The sequence below is a fragment of the Acinetobacter sp. NIOH-H-8 genome (assembly GCF_046635365.1).
GTDB lineage: Bacteria > Pseudomonadota > Gammaproteobacteria > Pseudomonadales > Moraxellaceae > Acinetobacter.
Genome location: NZ_JBHDVN010000015.1, coordinates 21,347 through 40,078, shown reverse-complemented (window position 1 = coordinate 40,078; position 18,732 = coordinate 21,347). Strand labels below are relative to the sequence as shown.

The following is an 18,732-nucleotide window of genomic DNA, read 5'->3' as shown; positions in this document are numbered from 1 at the left end:
AGGGGCATGAAATTTAAACGTAACCAGGTGGAAGATGTACATATCAATCTGACGCCCATGATTGATTGCCTGCTATTTATTTTGGTCTTTCTGCTGCTTTCAACCACGTTTAACCAGATGAGCCGGATGAACCTGACGCTCCCAGATGCGCAAGGTGTACCACCAAAGAATTTTGACCAGAAAATTGAAGTGATTGTGGATGCCAATGGTCACTATGCCGTGAATGGTCAGTCTATTGCCAGTAAAGACACAGCAGATTTAAATACGGCAATTAAACAGATTTCGAATGAACGTCGTGATTTAATGTTTGTCATTGCCGCTGATGCAAAAGCGACACATCAGGATGTTATTCGTGTCATGGACGTTGCAGGGCAACTTGGCTTTGTTAATGTCAACATCAGTACGAAAGTACCAACTCGAGGTTATTAGTGAAGCACGATTTTAAGGTCTATCTTCGCCTTTTAAACTATTTAAAACCATTTTGGGGCACAGCCTTAATTGTCCTGCTTGGTTTCTCTATGAATGCGGCGACAGAAGTTTCTGTAGCCAAATTACTGGAATATATCATTGAGGCGATACAAAACAGAGACCAGGGTTTCACCTTACTTTTCCCATTCTTAGTGGTAGTACTGATGTTCTTCCGGGGCTTAGGCCTATTCCTCGGTGGGTATTATACGGCGGTCATCTCCCGTAATCTGGTATTTAATATTCGTCAGGAAGTCTTTGCCAAAATATTGCGTTTGCCTGCGCAATATTTTCTGGACAATACCAGCGGTCATATTACGGCCAAAATTATGTATAACGTTGAGCAGCTCACAGCCGCCTCAACTGAAGCACTTAGAACGATCATTCAGCAAGGTCTGATCACAATTGCCTTATTGGGATATCTTTTATATACCAACTGGCGTTTAACCATGTGTATTCTGATCTTTGGACCCGTGATTGGTTTTGTGATCAGTAAAGCTTCAAAACGGATGCGCAAGTTATCACAACAGGTTCAGGACACCATGGGTGACGTGAACCATGTGGTTCAGGAAACGGTAAATGCCAACCTGATCGTTAAAGGCTTTGGTGGTCAGATTTATGAACAGGAACGCTTTAAACAGAATTCTTTGGAAAACCTGCGCCGTGGCTTGAAAATGGTGGCAGTACAGCAGCTGAACAGTCCAGTGGTACAGCTGATCATGTCAGTTTCACTCAGTATTGTGATGTATATTGCATTGCGTCCACAGATTCTGGGAGATACTACCGCGGGTGAATTTGTTGCTTATATTACAGCTGCAGGTATGTTGGCACGTCCAATCAAAACATTAACTGATGTGAATGAAAAAATTCAGCGTGGTATGGCGGCTGCACATTCTGTGTTTGAATTGCTAGATATGCCTGAAGAGCATAATACCGGCAAACTCAATGATACCTTAAAAGGCAACATTCAATTTAAAGATGTCAATCTGGTTTATGGCGATGGTCACCATGCGATTCATGACTTTAACCTGGAAGTGAGAGCGGGCGAGACTGTAGCATTGGTTGGACGTTCAGGAGCAGGCAAAACCTCTTTGGTGAATCTGTTGGTACGTTATCAGGAAACTACATCCGGGCAAATTTTGCTGGATCAAAAACCGATTACTGATTATGAGTTGACTGCTTTACGTACCCAGATCGCGATGGTAAACCAGCAGGTAGTGCTATTTAACCGTACTGTTCGTGAAAATATTGCTTATGGCCAGCTAGAAAATGCGAGTGATGAAGAGATCATTGCAGCAGCAAAAGCCGCCTATGCACATGATTTCATTATGGCCCTACCACAAGGTTATGATACGCCACTGGGTGCTCAGGGTCTGAATCTGTCAGGTGGTCAGCGTCAGCGTATTGCGATTGCCCGTGCCATTTTGAAAAATGCTCCGATTCTGATTCTGGATGAAGCGACTAGTGCGCTGGATAATGAATCTGAATACTTTATTCAGCGTGCCTTTGATCAGGCGATGCAAGATCGAACTACGATTGTGATTGCCCACCGTCTATCAACAATTGAAAATGCCGACCGCATTGTAGTGATGGATCAAGGTCGTATTATCGAGCAGGGTAATCATGCTGAGCTGATTGCACGCCAAGGTGCTTATTATCAGCTGCACCAACGTAATTTCGAGGAACATTAATTCATGGCTTTGGCACAGATCATTCAGGATGCTTGGAATACACAGGCAAAGTGGCTGGTTGTGCTGCGTCCTTTGTCATGGCTTTACCGTTTAGGTTTTGTCAGCAATCACTGGCTTTACCGTAAAGGGATCAAAAAAAGCTATACCGCACCTATTCCAGTAATGGTGATTGGGAATATTACCGTAGGTGGGAGTGGTAAAACACCTTTGCTGATTCATCTTGTGGATTACCTCACTGAAAAAGGTCTACGGATTGGCGTGATCAGCCGAGGTTATGGTGGTAAAGGTCCTTTTCCAGTCTATGTCGATTTAAATACCTTACCTGAAGTGGTAGGGGATGAACCAGCCTTAATTGTCCAAGCGACTGGTGTTCCAATGGCTGTGGGGCCAAATCGCCAAAAGAGCATTGAGCTTCTGCTAGAAAAGCATGCACTGGATTTAATTATTTGTGATGACGGTTTGCAGCACTGGGCTTTAAATCGTCAGATCGAATGGATTGTGCTGGACAATAACCGTGGTCTGGGTAATCAAAAACTCTTGCCGGAAGGTTATCTGCGTGAACCCGTTACCCGGTTGGAAAAAGGTACCGTGATTGAACATGCAGCAAATCCAGTTTCGCCTTTGCATATGCATCTTGCAGCCTCTCAGCCGTATTTATTAAATCAGGATGTTATCAAAAGCTTTGATCCAACTGCGGCTTTTTATGCAGTAGTCGGCATCGGTTTTCCACAGCGTTTTTATCAAACACTAGAACATCTGGGGCTGCAGCAATTTCAGTGTCATGAATTTCCAGATCATCATGATTATGAAATTGAAGATCTGCAATTCGATGACAATAGTCCGATCATTACTACTGAAAAAGATGCAGTTAAAATTATGGCATTACTCAAACAGTATCCAGATTATCAGCGGGATATCTGGGTGGTGCCGGTCGATGCAGTCTTGTCACCTGCCTGTTATACAATATTGCAGCAGCAATTAGAGCAACAGGGTATTTCTATTTCCTAAGGTTTATTTACGATGAAACATATAGTTATTCCTGCACGCTTCTCCAGTTCACGTTTGCCGGGTAAACCTTTGCTGGAAATCCATGGTCGTCCGATGATTCTGCGTGTCGTGGATCAGGCCAAAAAAGTACAGGGCTTTGATGACCTGTGTGTGGCAACAGATGATGAACGTATTGCCGAAGTTTGCCGTGCTGAAGGCGTTGATGTGGTCCTGACTTCAGCAGATCATCCCTCAGGTACCGATCGTCTAAGCGAGGTAGCTCGAATCAAGGGCTGGGCGAGTGATGACATTATCGTGAATGTACAGGGTGATGAACCTTTATTGCCAGCCCAGTTAGTTAAACAGGTTGCGCAACTCTTAGAAGATCAACCAGCTTGCTCAATGTCGACTCTGTGTGAGTCAATCCATCATTTAGAGGAATTCAAGCGTGACAGCATTGTTAAGGTTGTGATGTCTAAGCACAATCAGGCATTGTATTTTAGTCGTGCTACGATTCCTTATGACCGTGATGGTGCCAAGCTGGCTGAACAGAAACTGCATGATCAGGCTTATCGCCATTTGGGCTTATATGCTTACCGCGTGAAACTATTACAGGAATATGTGACCTGGGAAATGGGTGTGCTGGAAAAACTGGAATCTTTAGAACAGTTACGTGTACTGGAAAATGGTCACCGTATTGCCATTGCTGTGGCAGAAGCCAATTTACCGCCAGGTGTTGATACGCAGGAAGATCTAGATCGCTTGAACCAGATGGATCCATCTTCTTTTGCTTAATTTGAGAATTCTCCATGCCGCTTGATGTCAATGCACAGATTTATCCATGGCAGCAACAGGTTTGGGATACGCTAACCGGGCGTTTTCCTAAGCTTGGGCATGGTTTATTGTTCTATGGAAAAAAAGGCTGTGGTAAAGAAGCCTTTGTCCAGCAGTTTCTAGCCTGGGTTTTATGCCTAAACCGTCAGCCTGATGGCCCATGCGGTGAGTGTGGTAGTTGTCAGTGGCTGAAAGCGGATACCCATCCGAATTACGTCTATATCAGTACTGATGAAGATAATAAAAAACAGAATGCCAAAATTAAAATTGAAAAAATCCGTGATCTTCTGCCTTTTGTACAGCAGACGGTCGATGGTTGGCGCGTCATTGTCATTGAACCCGCTGAAGCATTGAATATTGCCTCTTCTAATGCCTTGCTGAAAACTCTGGAAGAACCGGGTGAAAATATTGTCATTATTCTGCTTGCGGATCATTATCTGAAATTGCCTGCAACTATTCGCAGCCGTTTACAGCATTTTGCTTTAGACCGGATTTCATCAGCGCAATTTAGTGAATATGTAGAGGCGCAGTTACCTGAAGCAGGTTCGAGCCAGCAGCAGCTATTAATGAATTTATCCAATCAGATGCCTTTGCAAGCGATTGAGGTTGCACAAAGTTCCTGGTTGCCATTACGTCAGGAATTCATGGAAGACTGGAAAAAACTGGTCATTCAAAAAAATATGCCAATGGCAATTGCGACCAAATGGAATAAAAGCCTGAGTTTTGGTGAATTTGGTCAAATGTTTGAATACTTGTTGTCCGATTTAATTTGTGTCAAGCTAAATCAGGCCGTAAAAAACATTGATCTGGACTTTAATGTATTGGCCGAACAATATTCATTGGAAACACTTTTTAAAATTTATGAGGATTTTCAGCGAGCCAAACAATATCTTGAGCAGAACGTACAAAGTAATCTGGTGCTCGATGAATTGTGTATCAAGCTGATGAATCTTTAGCTTAAGGGGAAAACAAGATGCAACCACGTATGGGCGGTATTATTCAGGCCAATATTCCGGATATTGAAACGTTATTTGCCAGTTATATGCCATATGTTGTAGGTGGTGGACTTTTTATTCCTTCCAAGCAGCCAGTAAAATTAGGTGAAGAAGTTTTTGTTTTGACGACTTTACCTGAACAGACGCAGAAAATTCCATTAACCGGAAAAGTGATCTGGGTGTCTCAAAAGCAGAATGGCACCAAGCCACAAGGTTTTGGGATTCAGCTCACCGGTGAAAAGGGTGTTTTCTTCAAAAATGAAGCCGATCGTCTGGTTGCAGGTCTTAAATCTGATGGACGTAAAAGTTACACTATGTAGTTAATTTACCTTCGGTAGGAACTCATTGTGTTTGTAGATACTCATTGCCATTTAACACTGCTCGATTTAACACCTTATAATGGTGATCTGGATCAGGCGCTTGCTCAGGCCCGTGAAGCAGGCGTATCCAAGTTTATGAGTATCTCGGTGGATCTGGATGATCATATCGAGCTGGCTAAAATCGCGGCCCGTCATCCTGATGTCGGTTATACCGTCGGTGTACATCCTTGCGAAGATGCGGCAACGATGGCGCGTGCGACCACTGAATATCTGGTTGAACTGGCACAGCCAGAAAAAGTCTGGGCGCTGGGTGAAACGGGGCTCGATTATTATCACAGCACCGATTTTATTGCCGAGCAAAAAGACTGTTTTGCCCGTCATATTCATGCCTCACAAATTGTGAAAAAACCTGTCGTTGTGCATACCCGTTCTGCCAAGCATGACACGGTTGATATTATTCGTGCAGAGAAATCTACCCATGGCATTTTGCACTGTTTTACCGAAGACTGGGAAACCGCTAAAGCTGTTTTAGACTGCGGTTACTATGTGTCTTTCTCCGGTATTGTTTCTTTTAAAAATGCCCAGGATTTGCGTGACGTTGCCAAACAGGTTCCACTTGATCGGGTTTTAATCGAAACGGATAGTCCTTACCTTGCTCCAATGCCATATCGTGGCAAATCTAATGAACCAAAATACGTTCCTTATGTAGCCAAAGCGCTTTGCGATGTATATGATAAGTCGCTAGAAGAAATGGCTTATATCACAAAGCAGAACTTTGAGAATCTTCTGAATTCAAAGTAAGTAAAGTTAGATAAGAGTACAAGAGAGTTATAGGGTGAAGATGGATCGTCAGGCTCAGTTTCGAGCAAGAGAAACCTTGATTTTTCAAGTTGCAGAACAGTTACTGCTAGAAAATGGTGAAGCAGGGATGACCCTGGATGCACTGGCAGCAGAACTGGATCTGGCCAAAGGCACTCTTTATAAGCATTTCCAGAGTAAAGATGAATTGTACATACTGCTGATTATCCGTAATGAGCGCATGTTGCTGGAAATGATCCAGGATAGTGATAAGGCTTTTCCTGAACATCTGGCATTCTTTATGTTGCATCATCTGCATCACCCTGAACGTACTGTCCTTTTTCATCAGATTGAAGAACGTCTTTCTACAACAGGTGTTGGAATTCAGCATCTGTTTAGCGAACTTTATCAGGTGCGCAAACAGCGCTTACGTCTGATTATCCGTATGACTGAAAGCTATCTGGCTTCAATCAATAGCAGCATGTCGGTGCGTGATTATCTGGCCTCAATCTGGTCATTGACCCATGGTGCAGCTGCTATTCTTAACTCCAGTTTCTACCAGCGCTATCTTGGTTCACGCGATACCTTGCGCGTTGCCCTTATTGATCAAGCTTTAGCTTTACCGAAACAGGTCCATCCTGCCGAGTAGTTCGCCTAAGAGTTGCCTATGATCAGATCACATCACGCCTCCATTCGTGGATTCACTCTAATCGAAGTGATGGTGGTGATTGTGATTATGAGTATTATGGCATCACTAGTTGTATTGAATATTGGTGGGGTAGATCAGCGCAAGGCAATGCAGACGCGGGAAGTCCTGTTACTGGATTTGCAGCGGATCTTGCGGGAAGCTAATGATCAATCCCGTATTCTTGCGCTTGATGTTCAGGCTGCCACTGATATTTCACCATTTCGCTACGGGGTCGTGGAATATCGTTCACCTAATCAGGCAGAACCGACTTTAAATCAGCAGAAATGGCAAAGTTATGCGGAGTTTAATCTGCGCAGTTTACCGGAACAGGTCTCTTTCCGGATTCAGCCTTTAGAGCAGCGTTATAATAATGCCCAAAATCGGGATCTTACTGAAGCCAATGCACCCAAGCTGATCTGGTTAGGCAATGGTGAAGTTAAACCGGTCAGAATCCAGTTTTATCTGGAAGATCGTGAAGTAGGCAATCCGATTGAAATTGATCACTTGGGTAAAGTCCATGAAAGCTAGGGTTTTCAAGCAGAGTGCCGGAGCTGATGTAATCAAGCCATTTAAGTCAAATGCTGATCGTGCGCACTCCGGGCATAGCTCTTCGTCTTGCGCAGCGGTGAAACAGCATTTCACTCATCGCGGCTCCTCAAGCACAGCTTTTGGACTTTCTTGCGCGACAATGCCGCTCAGGTCGAGTATTACTCGACTTAATCGTGCCTCAGGATTTACCTTGCTGGAAGTGATGGTTGCGCTGGCGATTTTTGCCACAGCAGCTATGACCCTGACTAAAGTTGTCATGCAATATACCCAATCGACTTCGAATGCCATTTTGAGAACCCAAGCTCAGTTTGTTGCCTTGAATGAAGCGGCACTGATGGAAATCAATCAGCAGTGGCTCACTGGTACTGAATCTAAACAACTCACCCAGCAGAGCGAAACCTGGCAAATTGATAAGCGCAGTGAGCCTACTGTAAGTCCTAATGTACAACGTATTGAATTACAGGTGAGTCTGGTCAACACTGAAACTGGTCAGGCAGAAAATGGAATTAGCAGCTTGATGTTCTTTAATCACCGGATGAATGAAGCGCCATGAAGTCAAAGGGATTTACGCTGGTCGAACTACTGGTTGCTATTGCTATTTTCGCCGTACTGTCTGCTCTAGGCTGGAAAGTATTTGATTATATTATACAAACCAAAGACCGTAATGCGGTGCATGAACAGCGCTTAAGTCAGTTGCAAGATACTTATCAGCAGATCTTGCGTGATACGGTACAGGCGGTGCCTTTAACGGCCAATATTAATGGTGATATTCAGCCGGCACTGGTTTTGCAAAACGGTCGTTTTAACTTTAGTAAGACTGGAGTTACCGATCCTCTGGAAGAGGGAATTTCTCCAGATGAACGGGTTGAATATCAGTACCGGGCAGATGAACAAAAACTATATCGCTTGAAATACCGGAATTTAAACCAGACCGGTCGTGATCAACCTGAATCCAGTGTGTTGTTGTCCGATGTTGAGCAGTTTCAGATCGTAGTACTTAATCCAAATGAAATGACCCAATGGCCAGACTCATCTTTTGATTTAAATCAGATTGAGCAAAAACAGCGTCTACCCAAAGGCATTAAAATCAACTTAATGGTTAATGGGGTTAGTTATGAGTGGATTTTTAGTTTATTGAATACAGATTTCCTGCTTGAAACCCAAAAGTTAACCTGACAAAGAATAATAAAATGCAGATGAACAAAGCAATGATGATCAAACAGCAGAAGGGGATTGCTCTGATTACCATTCTAGTGATGGTGGCGCTTGCAACTATTTTGGCTGCGACTATTGCTAAACGTCAGGCTGCAACTGTTGAAAGTACCGCTTATTTAATGCGACAAAACCAGTCTTTGATGTATGCCAAAAGTGCTGAAGCGTTTTTTTCTGAATTGCTAGTTGATGACGCAGAGAATGCAGCGGAAGTTGATCATTTAAATGAAACCTGGGCGCAGCCAATGCCGGCTTTTCCGGTTGAAGATGGTTATGTCTCGGGAATACTGCAAGATGAGTCGGGTAAGTTTAATTTAAATAGCCTGATTACAGCAGAAGGCACGGTGAATGAAAATGCTAAAGCCTGGTTTGAGCTGATATTAAAACGTGCTGGATTGCCAGAGCAGTTGAGTGAAGCCGTGATCGACTGGCAGGATGAAGATGAAATGCCAAGTGGACCAATGGGCGCAGAATCCAATTATTATCAGGGCTTGCCGAATGGTTCTCTACCTCCGAATGCCAAATTTCATAGCGTTGAAGAGCTGAAACTGGTACGAGGCTTTGAAGAAAACAAGTACAAACTAATTGCACCTTATCTAAGTACTGCGCCTGTAGCAGATACTACGGTCAATATTAATACCGCATCTGCATTTCTTTTGGCGAGCATGGATGAAAAGCTGGATGTGAATGCCGTGCAGCAATTGCTGGATCGCCGTCAGGCAAATCTGGAATATTTTTCCAATGTGGCTGATCTCTGGACACTAGAACCATTTGCTCAGGTGGATGCAGCCAAACACAACCTGTTTAATAACCTGCTTGGAGTGCAATCCAATCACTTTAAAGCACGTATCGAAGTGATGCTGAGTGAACGTAAACGTCAGTTTAGTAGTGATCTGGTGCGGCAGGACAAGAAGGTTTATATTGCCTATCGAAGCATGGCGCCTTTTTAAAATACCGCCATTTTTAAATAATCTCATTTTTTGGAATTTAATCTGTTTTCGCTTCAATCCCTTTTGCCTATCATGACGAACTGCAAAATTAATCCTCATCGGTTTACTTTTGCTTTATAATTGAAATTAATTCACCTATTTTTTGACGACATTACGGCATATGTTAATTCGTAAGTTATTTAAGTTTGAAAATGCTCATATTGTGCGTAACTGCACCTCGGATCGCTGTAAACGTTCGATTCATGGTCACAGTTATAAAGTTGAGTTATTGCTGAAAGCGTCGAAGTTGGATCATGGCCAGATGGTATATGATTTTGGTCTGCTCAAAGGGGTGATTAAGGATTTTTTTGATTCTTTTGACCATGCGATCTGCTTTTGGCAAAAAGATGATCCTGAATATATTCAGGCATGCAAGAATTTTAGTGCACGCTGGGTATCTTTGCCGGTTTCGCCATCTGCAGAACAATTTTCACGTATTTTCTTCTTCTTGGCTCAGCAGGTACTAGTATCTACTGTCACCCAGAATGGTGAAGGGGATGTTGAAGTTTACTCTGTGATTGTCCATGAAACTGATACAGGCTATGCGCAAAGCTTCCTGGAAGATATCCAGAATACACAGATGGGTCCACTTAGCCTGGAACAGATTGAATTCTCGGAGCAGGTGCGTGCAGAATGGACAGATCCAGAGATGTTTGCGAAACTGAAACAGGGTCTTCCATTTCATAATCCGGCTGTGGATCTGCAAGTCCAGCCTTAAAAATTCGAATATAAACGCAGACTGACATAGATTTAGGATTGAAGCATGTCTTTAAATGAACAGCAAATTGCCAAACTGAATAAAGTTCAGTTAGATGACAGCTGGAAATATGGACTCAGTGAGTTTTTATTGAGTCCAAAAATGGATGCGTTAAAAACGTTTTTAATTGAAGAAAAAAAAGCAGACAAGGTGATTTATCCACCGAATCACCTGATTTTTAATGCTTTGAATACAACGCCATTAGACCGGGTCAAAGTGGTCATCATTGGTCAGGACCCTTATCATGGCCCGAATCAGGCGCATGGTTTAAGCTTTTCGGTGCAAAAAGGGGTTGCATTACCTCCATCTTTACGTAATATTTTTCATGAGTTACACAATGATTTAGGTGTAAAAATCCCTAAACATGGTGATTTAACTCATTGGGCGGAACAGGGTGTACTTCTGCTCAACGCTGTACTGACTGTAGAGGCAGCACAGCCAACTTCACATCAGAAACGTGGTTGGGAAGAATTCACAGATCACGTCATTGATGTATTGAATGAACAACGTGAACATATCGTTTTTATTCTTTGGGGCGCATACGCACAGCGTAAAGGACAGCGCATTGATCAAAATAAACACCTGATCTTAAAGGCGGCACATCCTTCGCCTTTGTCAGCAAACCGCGGTGGTTTTTTTGGTTGTAAAGTTTTTTCGAAAACGAATAATTATCTCAAACAACATGGCATTGAGCCTATAGATTGGCAGCTGGACGCATGACTTATTCTCCTGTAACTAAACCTTACCATCCGGACCTGATTGTTGAACAAGCCAATAATGGCTGGCGCATTGTTCGCCTGAATCGTCCAAAATCATTACACGCTTTAGATGAATCTCTGGTTTCAGCATTGCTAGAAGTCTTTCAGGACTTTCATACAGATGACAGCGTAAAAGCGATCTGGCTGGATTCAACTACCCCGAAAGCATTTTGTGCCGGTGGCGATGTACGTAAGCTGCGTCAGTTAGTAATTAATGATGAAGTGGCAACCGCCAATAAGTTTTTTGAACAGGAATATGCGCTAGATTTATTACTGCATAACTATGCCAAGCCGGTATTGGTGTGGGGTGAAGGTTATGTTATGGGTGGTGGTTTAGGCCTGTTTATGGCGGCTCCATTCCGTTTGGTGACGCCGTATTCACGTCTGGCCATGCCTGAGATTAATATTGGTTTATATCCAGATGTGGGTGCAACCCGCTTCCTGGCAGACCGTGGAGCGATTGGTCTGTTTACTGGTTTAACCGGTTCTATCATGACTGCTGCCGGTGCTTACGGCATTGGCTGGGCAACCCATATCTGTGATGCACAGCGTGCTTCAGTTTTGGATAAAGTCATAAATATAGACTGGGAACATTATCCAGCTGGCGATTTCCGTGCGATTGATGACACCTTGAACAGCATGCACCGTCCGGTAGGCCCGGGTCCTTTGCAAAACTCACTGGATGTAATCCACAGTGTATGTCGTGGCGTAAACTTCGAGCACGATTATGAATCGATTATTGGTTTAAGTGATGCGCGCAGTGACTGGTTGCGTCAGGCCAGCGAAAACCTGCAAAAAGGTTCACCTGCAACCGCTGCTCTAAGCTGGTTATTATGGCAATGGGGTAAACAGGTTCATTCATGGAATGAAATTTTTGAACTGGAAACCCAGATTTCAGATTGGAAAATCCGTCATCCTGATTTTGTTGAAGGTGTACGTGCACGACTGGTTGATAAAGATCTGTCTCCAGAATGGCAAAAGGGTAGTGATTTAAGCCTGAAAGGCATTCTGTCTCAGAATCCACCGGTAACCACCATTGAAAGCTGGAATGAGCTACTCAAGCACTATGATGTGATTTAAGTCTGAATGTCCGAAACACAATTTACCGATGAATACTGGATGCGGCTTGCTTATGAGCAGGCTGCACTTGCTGCTGCGCAGGGTGAAATTCCTGTGGGTGCGGTGATTGTCAGCCAAAATCAGGTCATTGGCCGTGGCTACAATGCGCCTATTTCTTTAAATGATCCGACTGCCCATGCTGAAATCGTAGCATTACGTGAAGCCTGTCAGAACCTGAAAAACTACCGCCTGCCTGAAGATGCTGTCCTCTATGTAACTCTGGAACCGTGCACCATGTGTGTGGGTGCATTGGTGCATTCGCGTATTTCACGGGTCGTCTTTGGTACAACTGAGCCCAAAGCAGGTTCTTTGGTGAGTGCACGCAAGCTTTTTGAGACTGGTTACTATAATCATGTATTTCCATTTGACTCGGGCTGTATGCAGCAGCAATGTGCTGAGCAGTTGAGTGCATTTTTCAAGTTACGCCGTGAACAGAAACGCCAGCTGAAATTGCAAGAAAAATTACTGAATGCTCATAAATAAATCGAATCTAATTCGTTAAACTTTGCTCACTTTAAAATCATTTATTTTCAGGAAAAAGAAAAATGAAAAATGCGATTCAGGTAAAAAAAGAATTCCCAGCAGCGATTGATAAGGTTTTTGAGTTGCTGTCTAAACACGATGCTTATAACGTGGCTTTTGCACCAATGCAGGTGGAACGGATTAAGGATTCGGCAGACCCTGAGCGCCCAGATGGTGTGGGTTCTGTGCGTAGCATGGGTTTAGGTCCAGTCAAGCCGCTAAAAGAGCAAATTACCTTGCTAGAGCCGAACTCCCGTATTGAATACAAGATCGTAAAGAATCCTTTGATTAAACATCATTTGGGTATTATTGAGTTTGAAGCATTGGACGATAACAAAAGTCTGGTGACTTATACGATAGAATTGCAGGCACGTCTTCCATTTGTCAGTAAATTAATTCTTGCACAGCTCAAGACAGGGATTAAACTAGGCCTCGCAAAACTTGCAAAATCTGTATAAATAACGGGAAAGTAATGACAGTTCAAATTATTACCATTGATGGTCCAAGTGGATCTGGCAAAGGCACACTGGCTGCAAAACTGGCAGCACATTACCAGTTTCATTTACTGGATTCAGGGGCTTTGTATCGTTTATTAGGACTGTCATTGCATCACCATAATTTACTCGATGAACTGGATACTAAACTGGCTGAATGCGTACAAATTGCAACAAATTTGGATATCCAATTTGTCAGCACTGAATCAGGTGTTCAGGTATGGCTGAATGGTGAAGATGTCTCCCAAACTATCCGTACCGAACGGGTGGGTGAGTATGCTTCAAAAGTTGCTGCAATTCCTGAACTTAGAACTGCTCTGGTGGCCCGTCAACATGCTTTTGCTCAAGCTCCTGGTCTAGTGGCAGATGGCCGCGATATGGCGACCAGTATCTTCCCAGATGCACAAGCCAAGATTTATTTGACAGCTTCGGCTGAATCCCGTGCGCAAAGACGTGTAAAGCAGTTGCAGGGTATGGGGCTGGATGTTAAAATAAACGACATTTTAGCTAATATCGAAGCGCGGGATAAACGAGATATGGAACGCACTGTTGCTCCGCTCAAACCTGCTGCTGATGCGTACATCATCGACAGTTCAGATCTGAATATCGATGAAGTATTCAAGCTGATGACCACATATGTGGATCAGCAATTAGCTCAATAACCCTATTATTTCAGCAGACGCATAGCTTGATCAGTTTTATATGGACTATGTAGATGCTTAATTAAACCGGCCTTGTCTGATCCAAGACCGCTGACTTTATCGGATATATCATGACCGAATCTTTTGCAGCCCTCTTTGAAGAAAGTGAATTAAACCTCAACGTTGAAAAGGGTGCAGTCATCCAAGGCGTTGTAGTAAGCATCGACTCTGATTGGGTAACTGTTGACACTGGCCTTAAATCTGAAGGCGTTGTTGACCGTGCTGAGTTCTTAAATGAACAGCGCGAACTTGAAGTTCAAGTTGGCGACACTGTAGACGTAGTTGTTGAAGCACTTGACAACGGTATGGGTCAAACAGTTCTTTCTCGCGAAAAAGCTAAACGCGCTGAGACTTGGACTAAACTTGAAAAAATCTTTGAAGACGGCGAAATCGTTACTGGTGTTATCTCTGGTAAAGTTAAAGGCGGTTTCACTGTTGACATCGGTCCAGTTCGTGCGTTCCTTCCAGGTTCTTTAGTTGATACTCGTCCTATCCGTGATACTACTCACTTGGAAGGTAAAGAGTTAGAATTCAAAGTAATCAAACTTGACGCTAAACGTAACAACGTTGTTGTTTCACGTCGTGCTGTTATGGAAGCTGAATCTTCAGCTGACCGTGAAGCGCTTCTTGCTCAGCTTGAAGAAGGTCAAACAGTTACTGGTACTATTAAAAACCTTACTGACTACGGTGCATTCGTTGACCTTGGCGGTATCGACGGTCTTCTTCACATCACTGATATGGCTTGGAAACGTATCAAGCACCCATCAGAAGTTGTTGAAGTGGGTCAAGAAGTTACTGTTAAAGTACTTAAATTCGACCGCGAACGTAACCGCGTATCTTTAGGCCTTAAACAATTAGGCGAAGATCCATGGTTAGCGATTATGAGCCGTTACCCTAAAGGTTCTATCGTTAAAGCTCGCGTAACTAACCTGACTGACTACGGCTGTTTCGCAGAAATCGCTGAAGGCGTTGAAGGCTTAGTACACGTTTCAGAAATGGACCACACTAACAAAAACATCCACCCATCTAAAGTAGTTCAGATCGGTGACGAAGTTGATGTTATGGTTCTTGAAGTAGACGAAGAGCGTCGTCGTATTTCTCTTGGTATTAAACAAACTCGTGCTAACCCATGGGAAGAGTTTGCTAAGAACCACGACAAAGGTGAAAAAGTTTCAGGTACTATCAAGTCAATCACTGACTTCGGTATCTTCATCGGTTTACCAGGCGGTATCGATGGTCTAGTTCACTTGTCTGACATCTCTTGGAACGAACAAGGCGAAGAAGCGATCCGTCGTTACAAGAAAGGTGACACTGTTGAAGCAGTTATCCTGTCTGTAGATGCTGAAGGCAACCGTATCAGCCTTGGTATCAAACAATTGAACAGCGATCCGTTCAACGATTTCTTAGCTGCTAACGAACGCGGTGCGCTTGTTAAAGGTACTGTAACTGCAGTTGACGCTAAAGGCGCTACTGTTAAGTTAGCTGATGAAGTTGAAGCAACTCTTAAAGCATCTGAAATCAACCGCGACCGCGTTGAAGATGCGACTAAATTCCTAGAAGTTGGTCAAGAAGTTGAAGCTAAGATCATCAATGTAGATCGTAAATCTCGCTCTATCAACTTGTCTATCAAAGCGAAAGACGAAGCTGAAGAGAAAGAAGCTGTTGCTAACCTGAAAACAGCTGCTGCTGGTCAAGACAATGGTCCTAAAACTATTGGTGACTTGATCAAAGCGCAAATGAATCACTAAGAGTAGATGGTGAATTGTATTGTTAATGTAAGTTAAGTAATACTTTTTACACAAATACTGTAAACGGTAGCGTAGTATTTAATTATTGCGCTACCGTTTTGTATTTAAACAGGTTATTATCGGAAAATAGATCCCGAGTAGCTTGATAATTAAAGAGGTCGCAGATGACTACTGAAGCACTTAATAAGTCTGACTTAATAGAGCGCATCGCGCTAAAGAATCCGCATTTGGCTGAACCTTTAGTGGAAGAAGCAGTTAAAATTATGATTGATCAAATGATTGAAGCTTTATCATCTGATAACCGTATTGAGATTCGCGGGTTTGGCAGCTTTGCATTGCATCATCGTGAGCCTCGCGTGGGTCGTAATCCTAAAACAGGTAAATCTGTTGAAGTTGCAGCAAAAGCTGTTCCACACTTTAAGCCAGGTAAAGCACTTCGTGATGCAGTAAACGAATCTGCAAACAAATAAACAAGATATTTACGGGGTGTTCATGCGTTACGTTCTGGTCATTCTTTTATTGCTCGTCTTTGGCTATTCATTAGCTTTGGTGTTGCAAAACGGGACTGAGGTCTCAGTGGACTTGTTATTTACTCAAGTTCCTGCAATGCGCTTAGGGTTATTGCTCCTTTTGACTCTTTCCTTAGGAATAGTGGTTGGCTTGTTACTCGGTGTGCAGGTTTTCCGCGTTTTTCAGAGTAATTGGGAAATTAAACGACTACGTAAAGATATTGAACATCTACGTAAGGAACAGTTGAATACTGCCAAGATGATGGCAGCAGAAGCGGCAGCTCATACACGACATGAGAAAACAGTATTAGATATTAATTCTAATGACAGGCCATCGGCACCGCTTTAGACAAAAATGAGAAGTCGAAGTAATCTACTGATTTTTTTACTTCGCCTGTTTTGATTAAACGCCTTTTAGCTTAGCTTCTAAGGCGTTTTTTATTGCTAAATTATATTTAGAAGAAATATATAAAAATTATATAAATAAATGACTTAATTTGAATCAAAAAATCATTTTTGCGAAAATATTCTTGGTTGTTATAGGGCTAGTCCGTATAATGGTTTAATTTTGTCAATTTGAAGGGTCTTCTCATGAGTATCATCGTTGCACTGGATGCTAAAAGTCAATTTGATGCCTTAACGATTGCAGAGCAGCTCGATCCTGCCTTATGTCGAGTAAAGGTGGGCAAAGAGTTATTTACTCATGAAGGTCCTATCATTGTAAAAGCACTTCAAGACAAAGGTTTTGACGTGTTTTTAGATCTGAAGTTCCATGATATTCCGAATACCACTGCACAAGCGGTATGTGCTGCGGCAGACTTGGGCGTGTGGATGGTCAATGTCCACGCTTCAGGTGGTCGTAAAATGATGGAGACCTGTGTTGAGCGTTTAAAAGCAGGTAACTATAAGACTCAACTCATTGCGGTAACTGTGTTGACTTCAATGGGGCGTGAAGACTTGAAAGATATTGGCTTGGATATTGAGCCTAATGAACATGTAAAACGTCTGGCTCAACTCACCAAAGATAGTGGCTTGGATGGGGTGGTCTGTTCCGCACAAGAAGCGAAAATGCTGCGTGAAACTATTGGAAAAGACTTTGCACTGGTCACTCCTGGGATTCGTCCTGAAGGTTCAAATGCAGACGATCAAAAACGTATTGTGACACCAAAACAGGCAATGCTGGATGGATCAACACATCTGGTGATTGGACGACCAATTACCAAGTCGGAAAATCCTCGTCAGACTCTAAAAGATATTTTGGCAACATTGTAATTCCGGTTACCTGATGAAAAGCCTTTCATATGAAAGGCTTTTTTTATACATTGAGAAAAGCTGTATAAAAATAAAAAGGAACTTCAAATGAGAATAATAAAGACACCAGAACAAAAGATGCTAGAACAAAGGCTGGAGATGGAAAAAATAGCAGATCAGTTCGAACAGCAGGAAAAATATAAACAACAGGCACAGTCGGGTTCATGGGACTGGATGTCAGGCCTTGATAGCATAGATATTGTAGAACTCGCTTCAGAGATGATGGAGACAGTAGGAGATTCATTGAGTAGGGTTGATTTGAATTTTTAATATTCCGTAGTTTATTTTATTTCTAATTGAATCCCCCTAAATCCCCCTTTATGAAAGGGGGACTTCTCCTCCCTTTAAAAAAGGGAGGTCGGGAGGGATTTTTAAATTACCGCCAACACACTTACCGCTACTGGCGCCAATACAGATAAAATAAAACCGCTCACCATGGCATGTGGAATAAAATCATTGCCACAGGCCTGTTTGACCATGGGTAAAGTCACATCCATCGCAGTCGCACCTGCAGCAGAAATTGCTGATCTTGGGTAACGCCAGCCGGCACAATACATCAGTAAAATCGCAAAAATTTCCCGAAACAGGTCATTCATCAGGGCAATACTACCCAGTTCTGCATTTCTCAGTTCTGTGACGACAACACCCGACATGGAATAAAAACCATAACCTTGCGACAGCATAATCAGGTCTTTTAAATGAATATCTGGATTCCAGAAAGAATAGACAATTGCTGCCACGCATGAACCAGCAATACAACCTGCCGGAACCAGCAGGATTTTCCAGTTCAACCATGAGCGATCAAGTGGTGAGTAGGCGAGATCCAGTCCAATTAGAAACATAAAGACCAGTAATAAATGCCAAGTGCTGATCTGAACAGAAAGCCCTATTTGAGTGAAACTATAATGCAGCAAGTATCCAGCGGCTAAGGCAAAGAACGCATAACTAATATTGACCAGTGATTTAATCACTAGCTCAGTGGAGACTCGTCCAGAAGAAGGCTGGAAATCTGCCCATTTAAAGAGCAGATAACAACAGCCAAATGCCCCAATAGAGGTGAGAAAAGCAATTGTAATAGAGGTATTTAGAATCTGAGCAGGATGAGGTAATTCCGCTAAAAGTTCAGAAAACTCAAAAGCGATGGCAATCAGCAAAATATAACTAAAATACGGAAGAACCTTAAAGCAGATTTTTGTGAGGGGAGCAGGAAGCCGTTTCGCAAAAACAAAACCAAGCACTAAACAGACCAGAAGCTGGGATACTAACCAAAGCGATTGCATAATAA

General features: G+C 42.9%; 24 protein-coding genes. 23 read left to right on the top strand and 1 reads right to left on the bottom strand.

From position 1 onward, the window contains the following. Positions 1-6 precede the first annotated feature (6 nt). The 23 genes from ACEWB7_RS08195 (at position 7) to ACEWB7_RS08085 (ending at position 17,717) form a co-directional block, all read left to right on the top strand. Positions 7-429, top strand: a complete 423-nt coding sequence (locus ACEWB7_RS08195; protein ID WP_200228777.1) for an ExbD/TolR family protein — start codon at positions 7-9, stop codon at positions 427-429. Next, positions 429-2,156 (top strand): lipid A export permease/ATP-binding protein MsbA, encoded by a 1,728-nt coding sequence (msbA, locus tag ACEWB7_RS08190; RefSeq protein WP_411580570.1) that lies wholly within the window; start codon positions 429-431, stop codon positions 2,154-2,156. The genes ACEWB7_RS08195 and msbA overlap by 1 nt, the downstream gene beginning before the upstream one ends. A 3-nt stretch (positions 2,157-2,159) precedes the next feature. Next, on the top strand, positions 2,160-3,164 hold the full coding sequence (lpxK, locus tag ACEWB7_RS08185) for a tetraacyldisaccharide 4'-kinase (RefSeq protein ID WP_312308916.1): 1,005 nt from the start codon (positions 2,160-2,162) through the stop codon (positions 3,162-3,164). A gap of 12 nt (positions 3,165-3,176) precedes the next feature. Continuing rightward, on the top strand, positions 3,177-3,938 hold the full coding sequence (gene kdsB, locus ACEWB7_RS08180; protein ID WP_159123998.1) for a 3-deoxy-manno-octulosonate cytidylyltransferase: 762 nt from the start codon (positions 3,177-3,179) through the stop codon (positions 3,936-3,938). 14 nt (positions 3,939-3,952) lie between these two features. Then, a complete protein-coding gene (locus tag ACEWB7_RS08175; RefSeq protein ID WP_312308915.1) occupies positions 3,953-4,933 on the top strand; it encodes a DNA polymerase III subunit delta' C-terminal domain-containing protein in 981 nt (326 codons plus the stop codon). Positions 4,934-4,950: 17 nt separating this feature from the next. After that, positions 4,951-5,292: a PilZ domain-containing protein gene (locus ACEWB7_RS08170; protein WP_312308913.1), complete on the top strand. Its 342-nt coding sequence runs from the start codon at positions 4,951-4,953 to the stop codon at positions 5,290-5,292. 27 nt (positions 5,293-5,319) lie between these two features. Beyond that, a complete protein-coding gene (locus ACEWB7_RS08165; RefSeq protein ID WP_004783999.1) occupies positions 5,320-6,093 on the top strand; it encodes a TatD family hydrolase in 774 nt (257 codons plus the stop codon). A 40-nt stretch (positions 6,094-6,133) separates the two neighbouring features. Next, positions 6,134-6,739, top strand: a complete 606-nt coding sequence (locus tag ACEWB7_RS08160) for a TetR/AcrR family transcriptional regulator (protein ID WP_005236135.1) — start codon at positions 6,134-6,136, stop codon at positions 6,737-6,739. A gap of 18 nt (positions 6,740-6,757) precedes the next feature. Further along, positions 6,758-7,306, top strand: coding sequence for a Tfp pilus assembly protein FimT/FimU (locus ACEWB7_RS08155; protein WP_034170572.1), 549 nt, complete (start codon positions 6,758-6,760; stop codon positions 7,304-7,306). Next, positions 7,296-7,880 (top strand): type II secretion system protein, encoded by a 585-nt coding sequence (locus ACEWB7_RS08150; protein ID WP_312308907.1) that lies wholly within the window; start codon positions 7,296-7,298, stop codon positions 7,878-7,880. The genes ACEWB7_RS08155 and ACEWB7_RS08150 overlap by 11 nt, the downstream gene beginning before the upstream one ends. Continuing rightward, entirely contained in the window at positions 7,877-8,503 is a 627-nt protein-coding gene (gene gspJ / locus ACEWB7_RS08145; RefSeq protein WP_312308906.1) for a type II secretion system minor pseudopilin GspJ, read from the top strand. Before ACEWB7_RS08150 ends, gspJ begins: the two co-directional genes overlap by 4 nt. Before the next feature lie 14 nt (positions 8,504-8,517). Further along, entirely contained in the window at positions 8,518-9,489 is a 972-nt protein-coding gene (gene gspK, locus ACEWB7_RS08140) for a type II secretion system minor pseudopilin GspK (protein ID WP_312308904.1), read from the top strand. A 160-nt stretch (positions 9,490-9,649) separates the two neighbouring features. Next, positions 9,650-10,246 (top strand): 6-carboxytetrahydropterin synthase, encoded by a 597-nt coding sequence (locus ACEWB7_RS08135; RefSeq protein WP_312309847.1) that lies wholly within the window; start codon positions 9,650-9,652, stop codon positions 10,244-10,246. Positions 10,247-10,291: 45 nt separating this feature from the next. Further along, positions 10,292-11,005 carry a uracil-DNA glycosylase gene (gene ung, locus ACEWB7_RS08130; RefSeq protein WP_180033498.1) on the top strand — a complete coding sequence of 238 codons (714 nt, stop codon included), beginning with the start codon at positions 10,292-10,294 and terminating at the stop codon, positions 11,003-11,005. After that, positions 11,002-12,123 (top strand): enoyl-CoA hydratase/isomerase family protein, encoded by a 1,122-nt coding sequence (locus tag ACEWB7_RS08125; protein WP_312309849.1) that lies wholly within the window; start codon positions 11,002-11,004, stop codon positions 12,121-12,123. Before ung ends, ACEWB7_RS08125 begins: the two co-directional genes overlap by 4 nt. Positions 12,124-12,129: 6 nt before the next feature. Next, entirely contained in the window at positions 12,130-12,645 is a 516-nt protein-coding gene (gene tadA, locus ACEWB7_RS08120) for a tRNA adenosine(34) deaminase TadA (protein ID WP_312309852.1), read from the top strand. Positions 12,646-12,707: 62 nt separating this feature from the next. Next, the gene (locus ACEWB7_RS08115; protein ID WP_004783989.1) at positions 12,708-13,142 is read left to right on the top strand and encodes an SRPBCC family protein; all 435 of its coding nucleotides are present in this window, start codon (positions 12,708-12,710) and stop codon (positions 13,140-13,142) included. Between the two features lie 14 nt (positions 13,143-13,156). Then, positions 13,157-13,840 (top strand): (d)CMP kinase, encoded by a 684-nt coding sequence (cmk, locus tag ACEWB7_RS08110; RefSeq protein WP_312309855.1) that lies wholly within the window; start codon positions 13,157-13,159, stop codon positions 13,838-13,840. Positions 13,841-13,950: 110 nt separating this feature from the next. Further along, positions 13,951-15,627, top strand: coding sequence for a 30S ribosomal protein S1 (gene rpsA / locus ACEWB7_RS08105; protein WP_004783987.1), 1,677 nt, complete (start codon positions 13,951-13,953; stop codon positions 15,625-15,627). A gap of 164 nt (positions 15,628-15,791) precedes the next feature. Further along, positions 15,792-16,097 carry an integration host factor subunit beta gene (locus tag ACEWB7_RS08100; RefSeq protein ID WP_005097312.1) on the top strand — a complete coding sequence of 102 codons (306 nt, stop codon included), beginning with the start codon at positions 15,792-15,794 and terminating at the stop codon, positions 16,095-16,097. A 22-nt stretch (positions 16,098-16,119) separates the two neighbouring features. Continuing rightward, positions 16,120-16,485, top strand: a complete 366-nt coding sequence (locus ACEWB7_RS08095) for a lipopolysaccharide assembly protein LapA domain-containing protein (RefSeq protein ID WP_005236124.1) — start codon at positions 16,120-16,122, stop codon at positions 16,483-16,485. A 242-nt stretch (positions 16,486-16,727) separates the two neighbouring features. Next, complete coding sequence (gene pyrF, locus ACEWB7_RS08090; RefSeq protein WP_373686378.1) at positions 16,728-17,408, top strand: orotidine-5'-phosphate decarboxylase; 681 nt, start codon at positions 16,728-16,730, stop codon at positions 17,406-17,408. An 87-nt stretch (positions 17,409-17,495) separates the two neighbouring features. Then, a complete protein-coding gene (locus ACEWB7_RS08085; RefSeq protein ID WP_005236122.1) occupies positions 17,496-17,717 on the top strand; it encodes a hypothetical protein in 222 nt (73 codons plus the stop codon). Positions 17,718-17,818: 101 nt separating this feature from the next. Here ACEWB7_RS08085 and ACEWB7_RS08080 read toward each other — a convergent pair whose 3' ends face one another. Continuing rightward, the gene (locus ACEWB7_RS08080) at positions 17,819-18,727 is read right to left on the bottom strand and encodes a lysine exporter LysO family protein (protein WP_180053398.1); all 909 of its coding nucleotides are present in this window, start codon (positions 18,725-18,727) and stop codon (positions 17,819-17,821) included. Between the last annotated feature and the right edge of the window lie 5 nt (positions 18,728-18,732).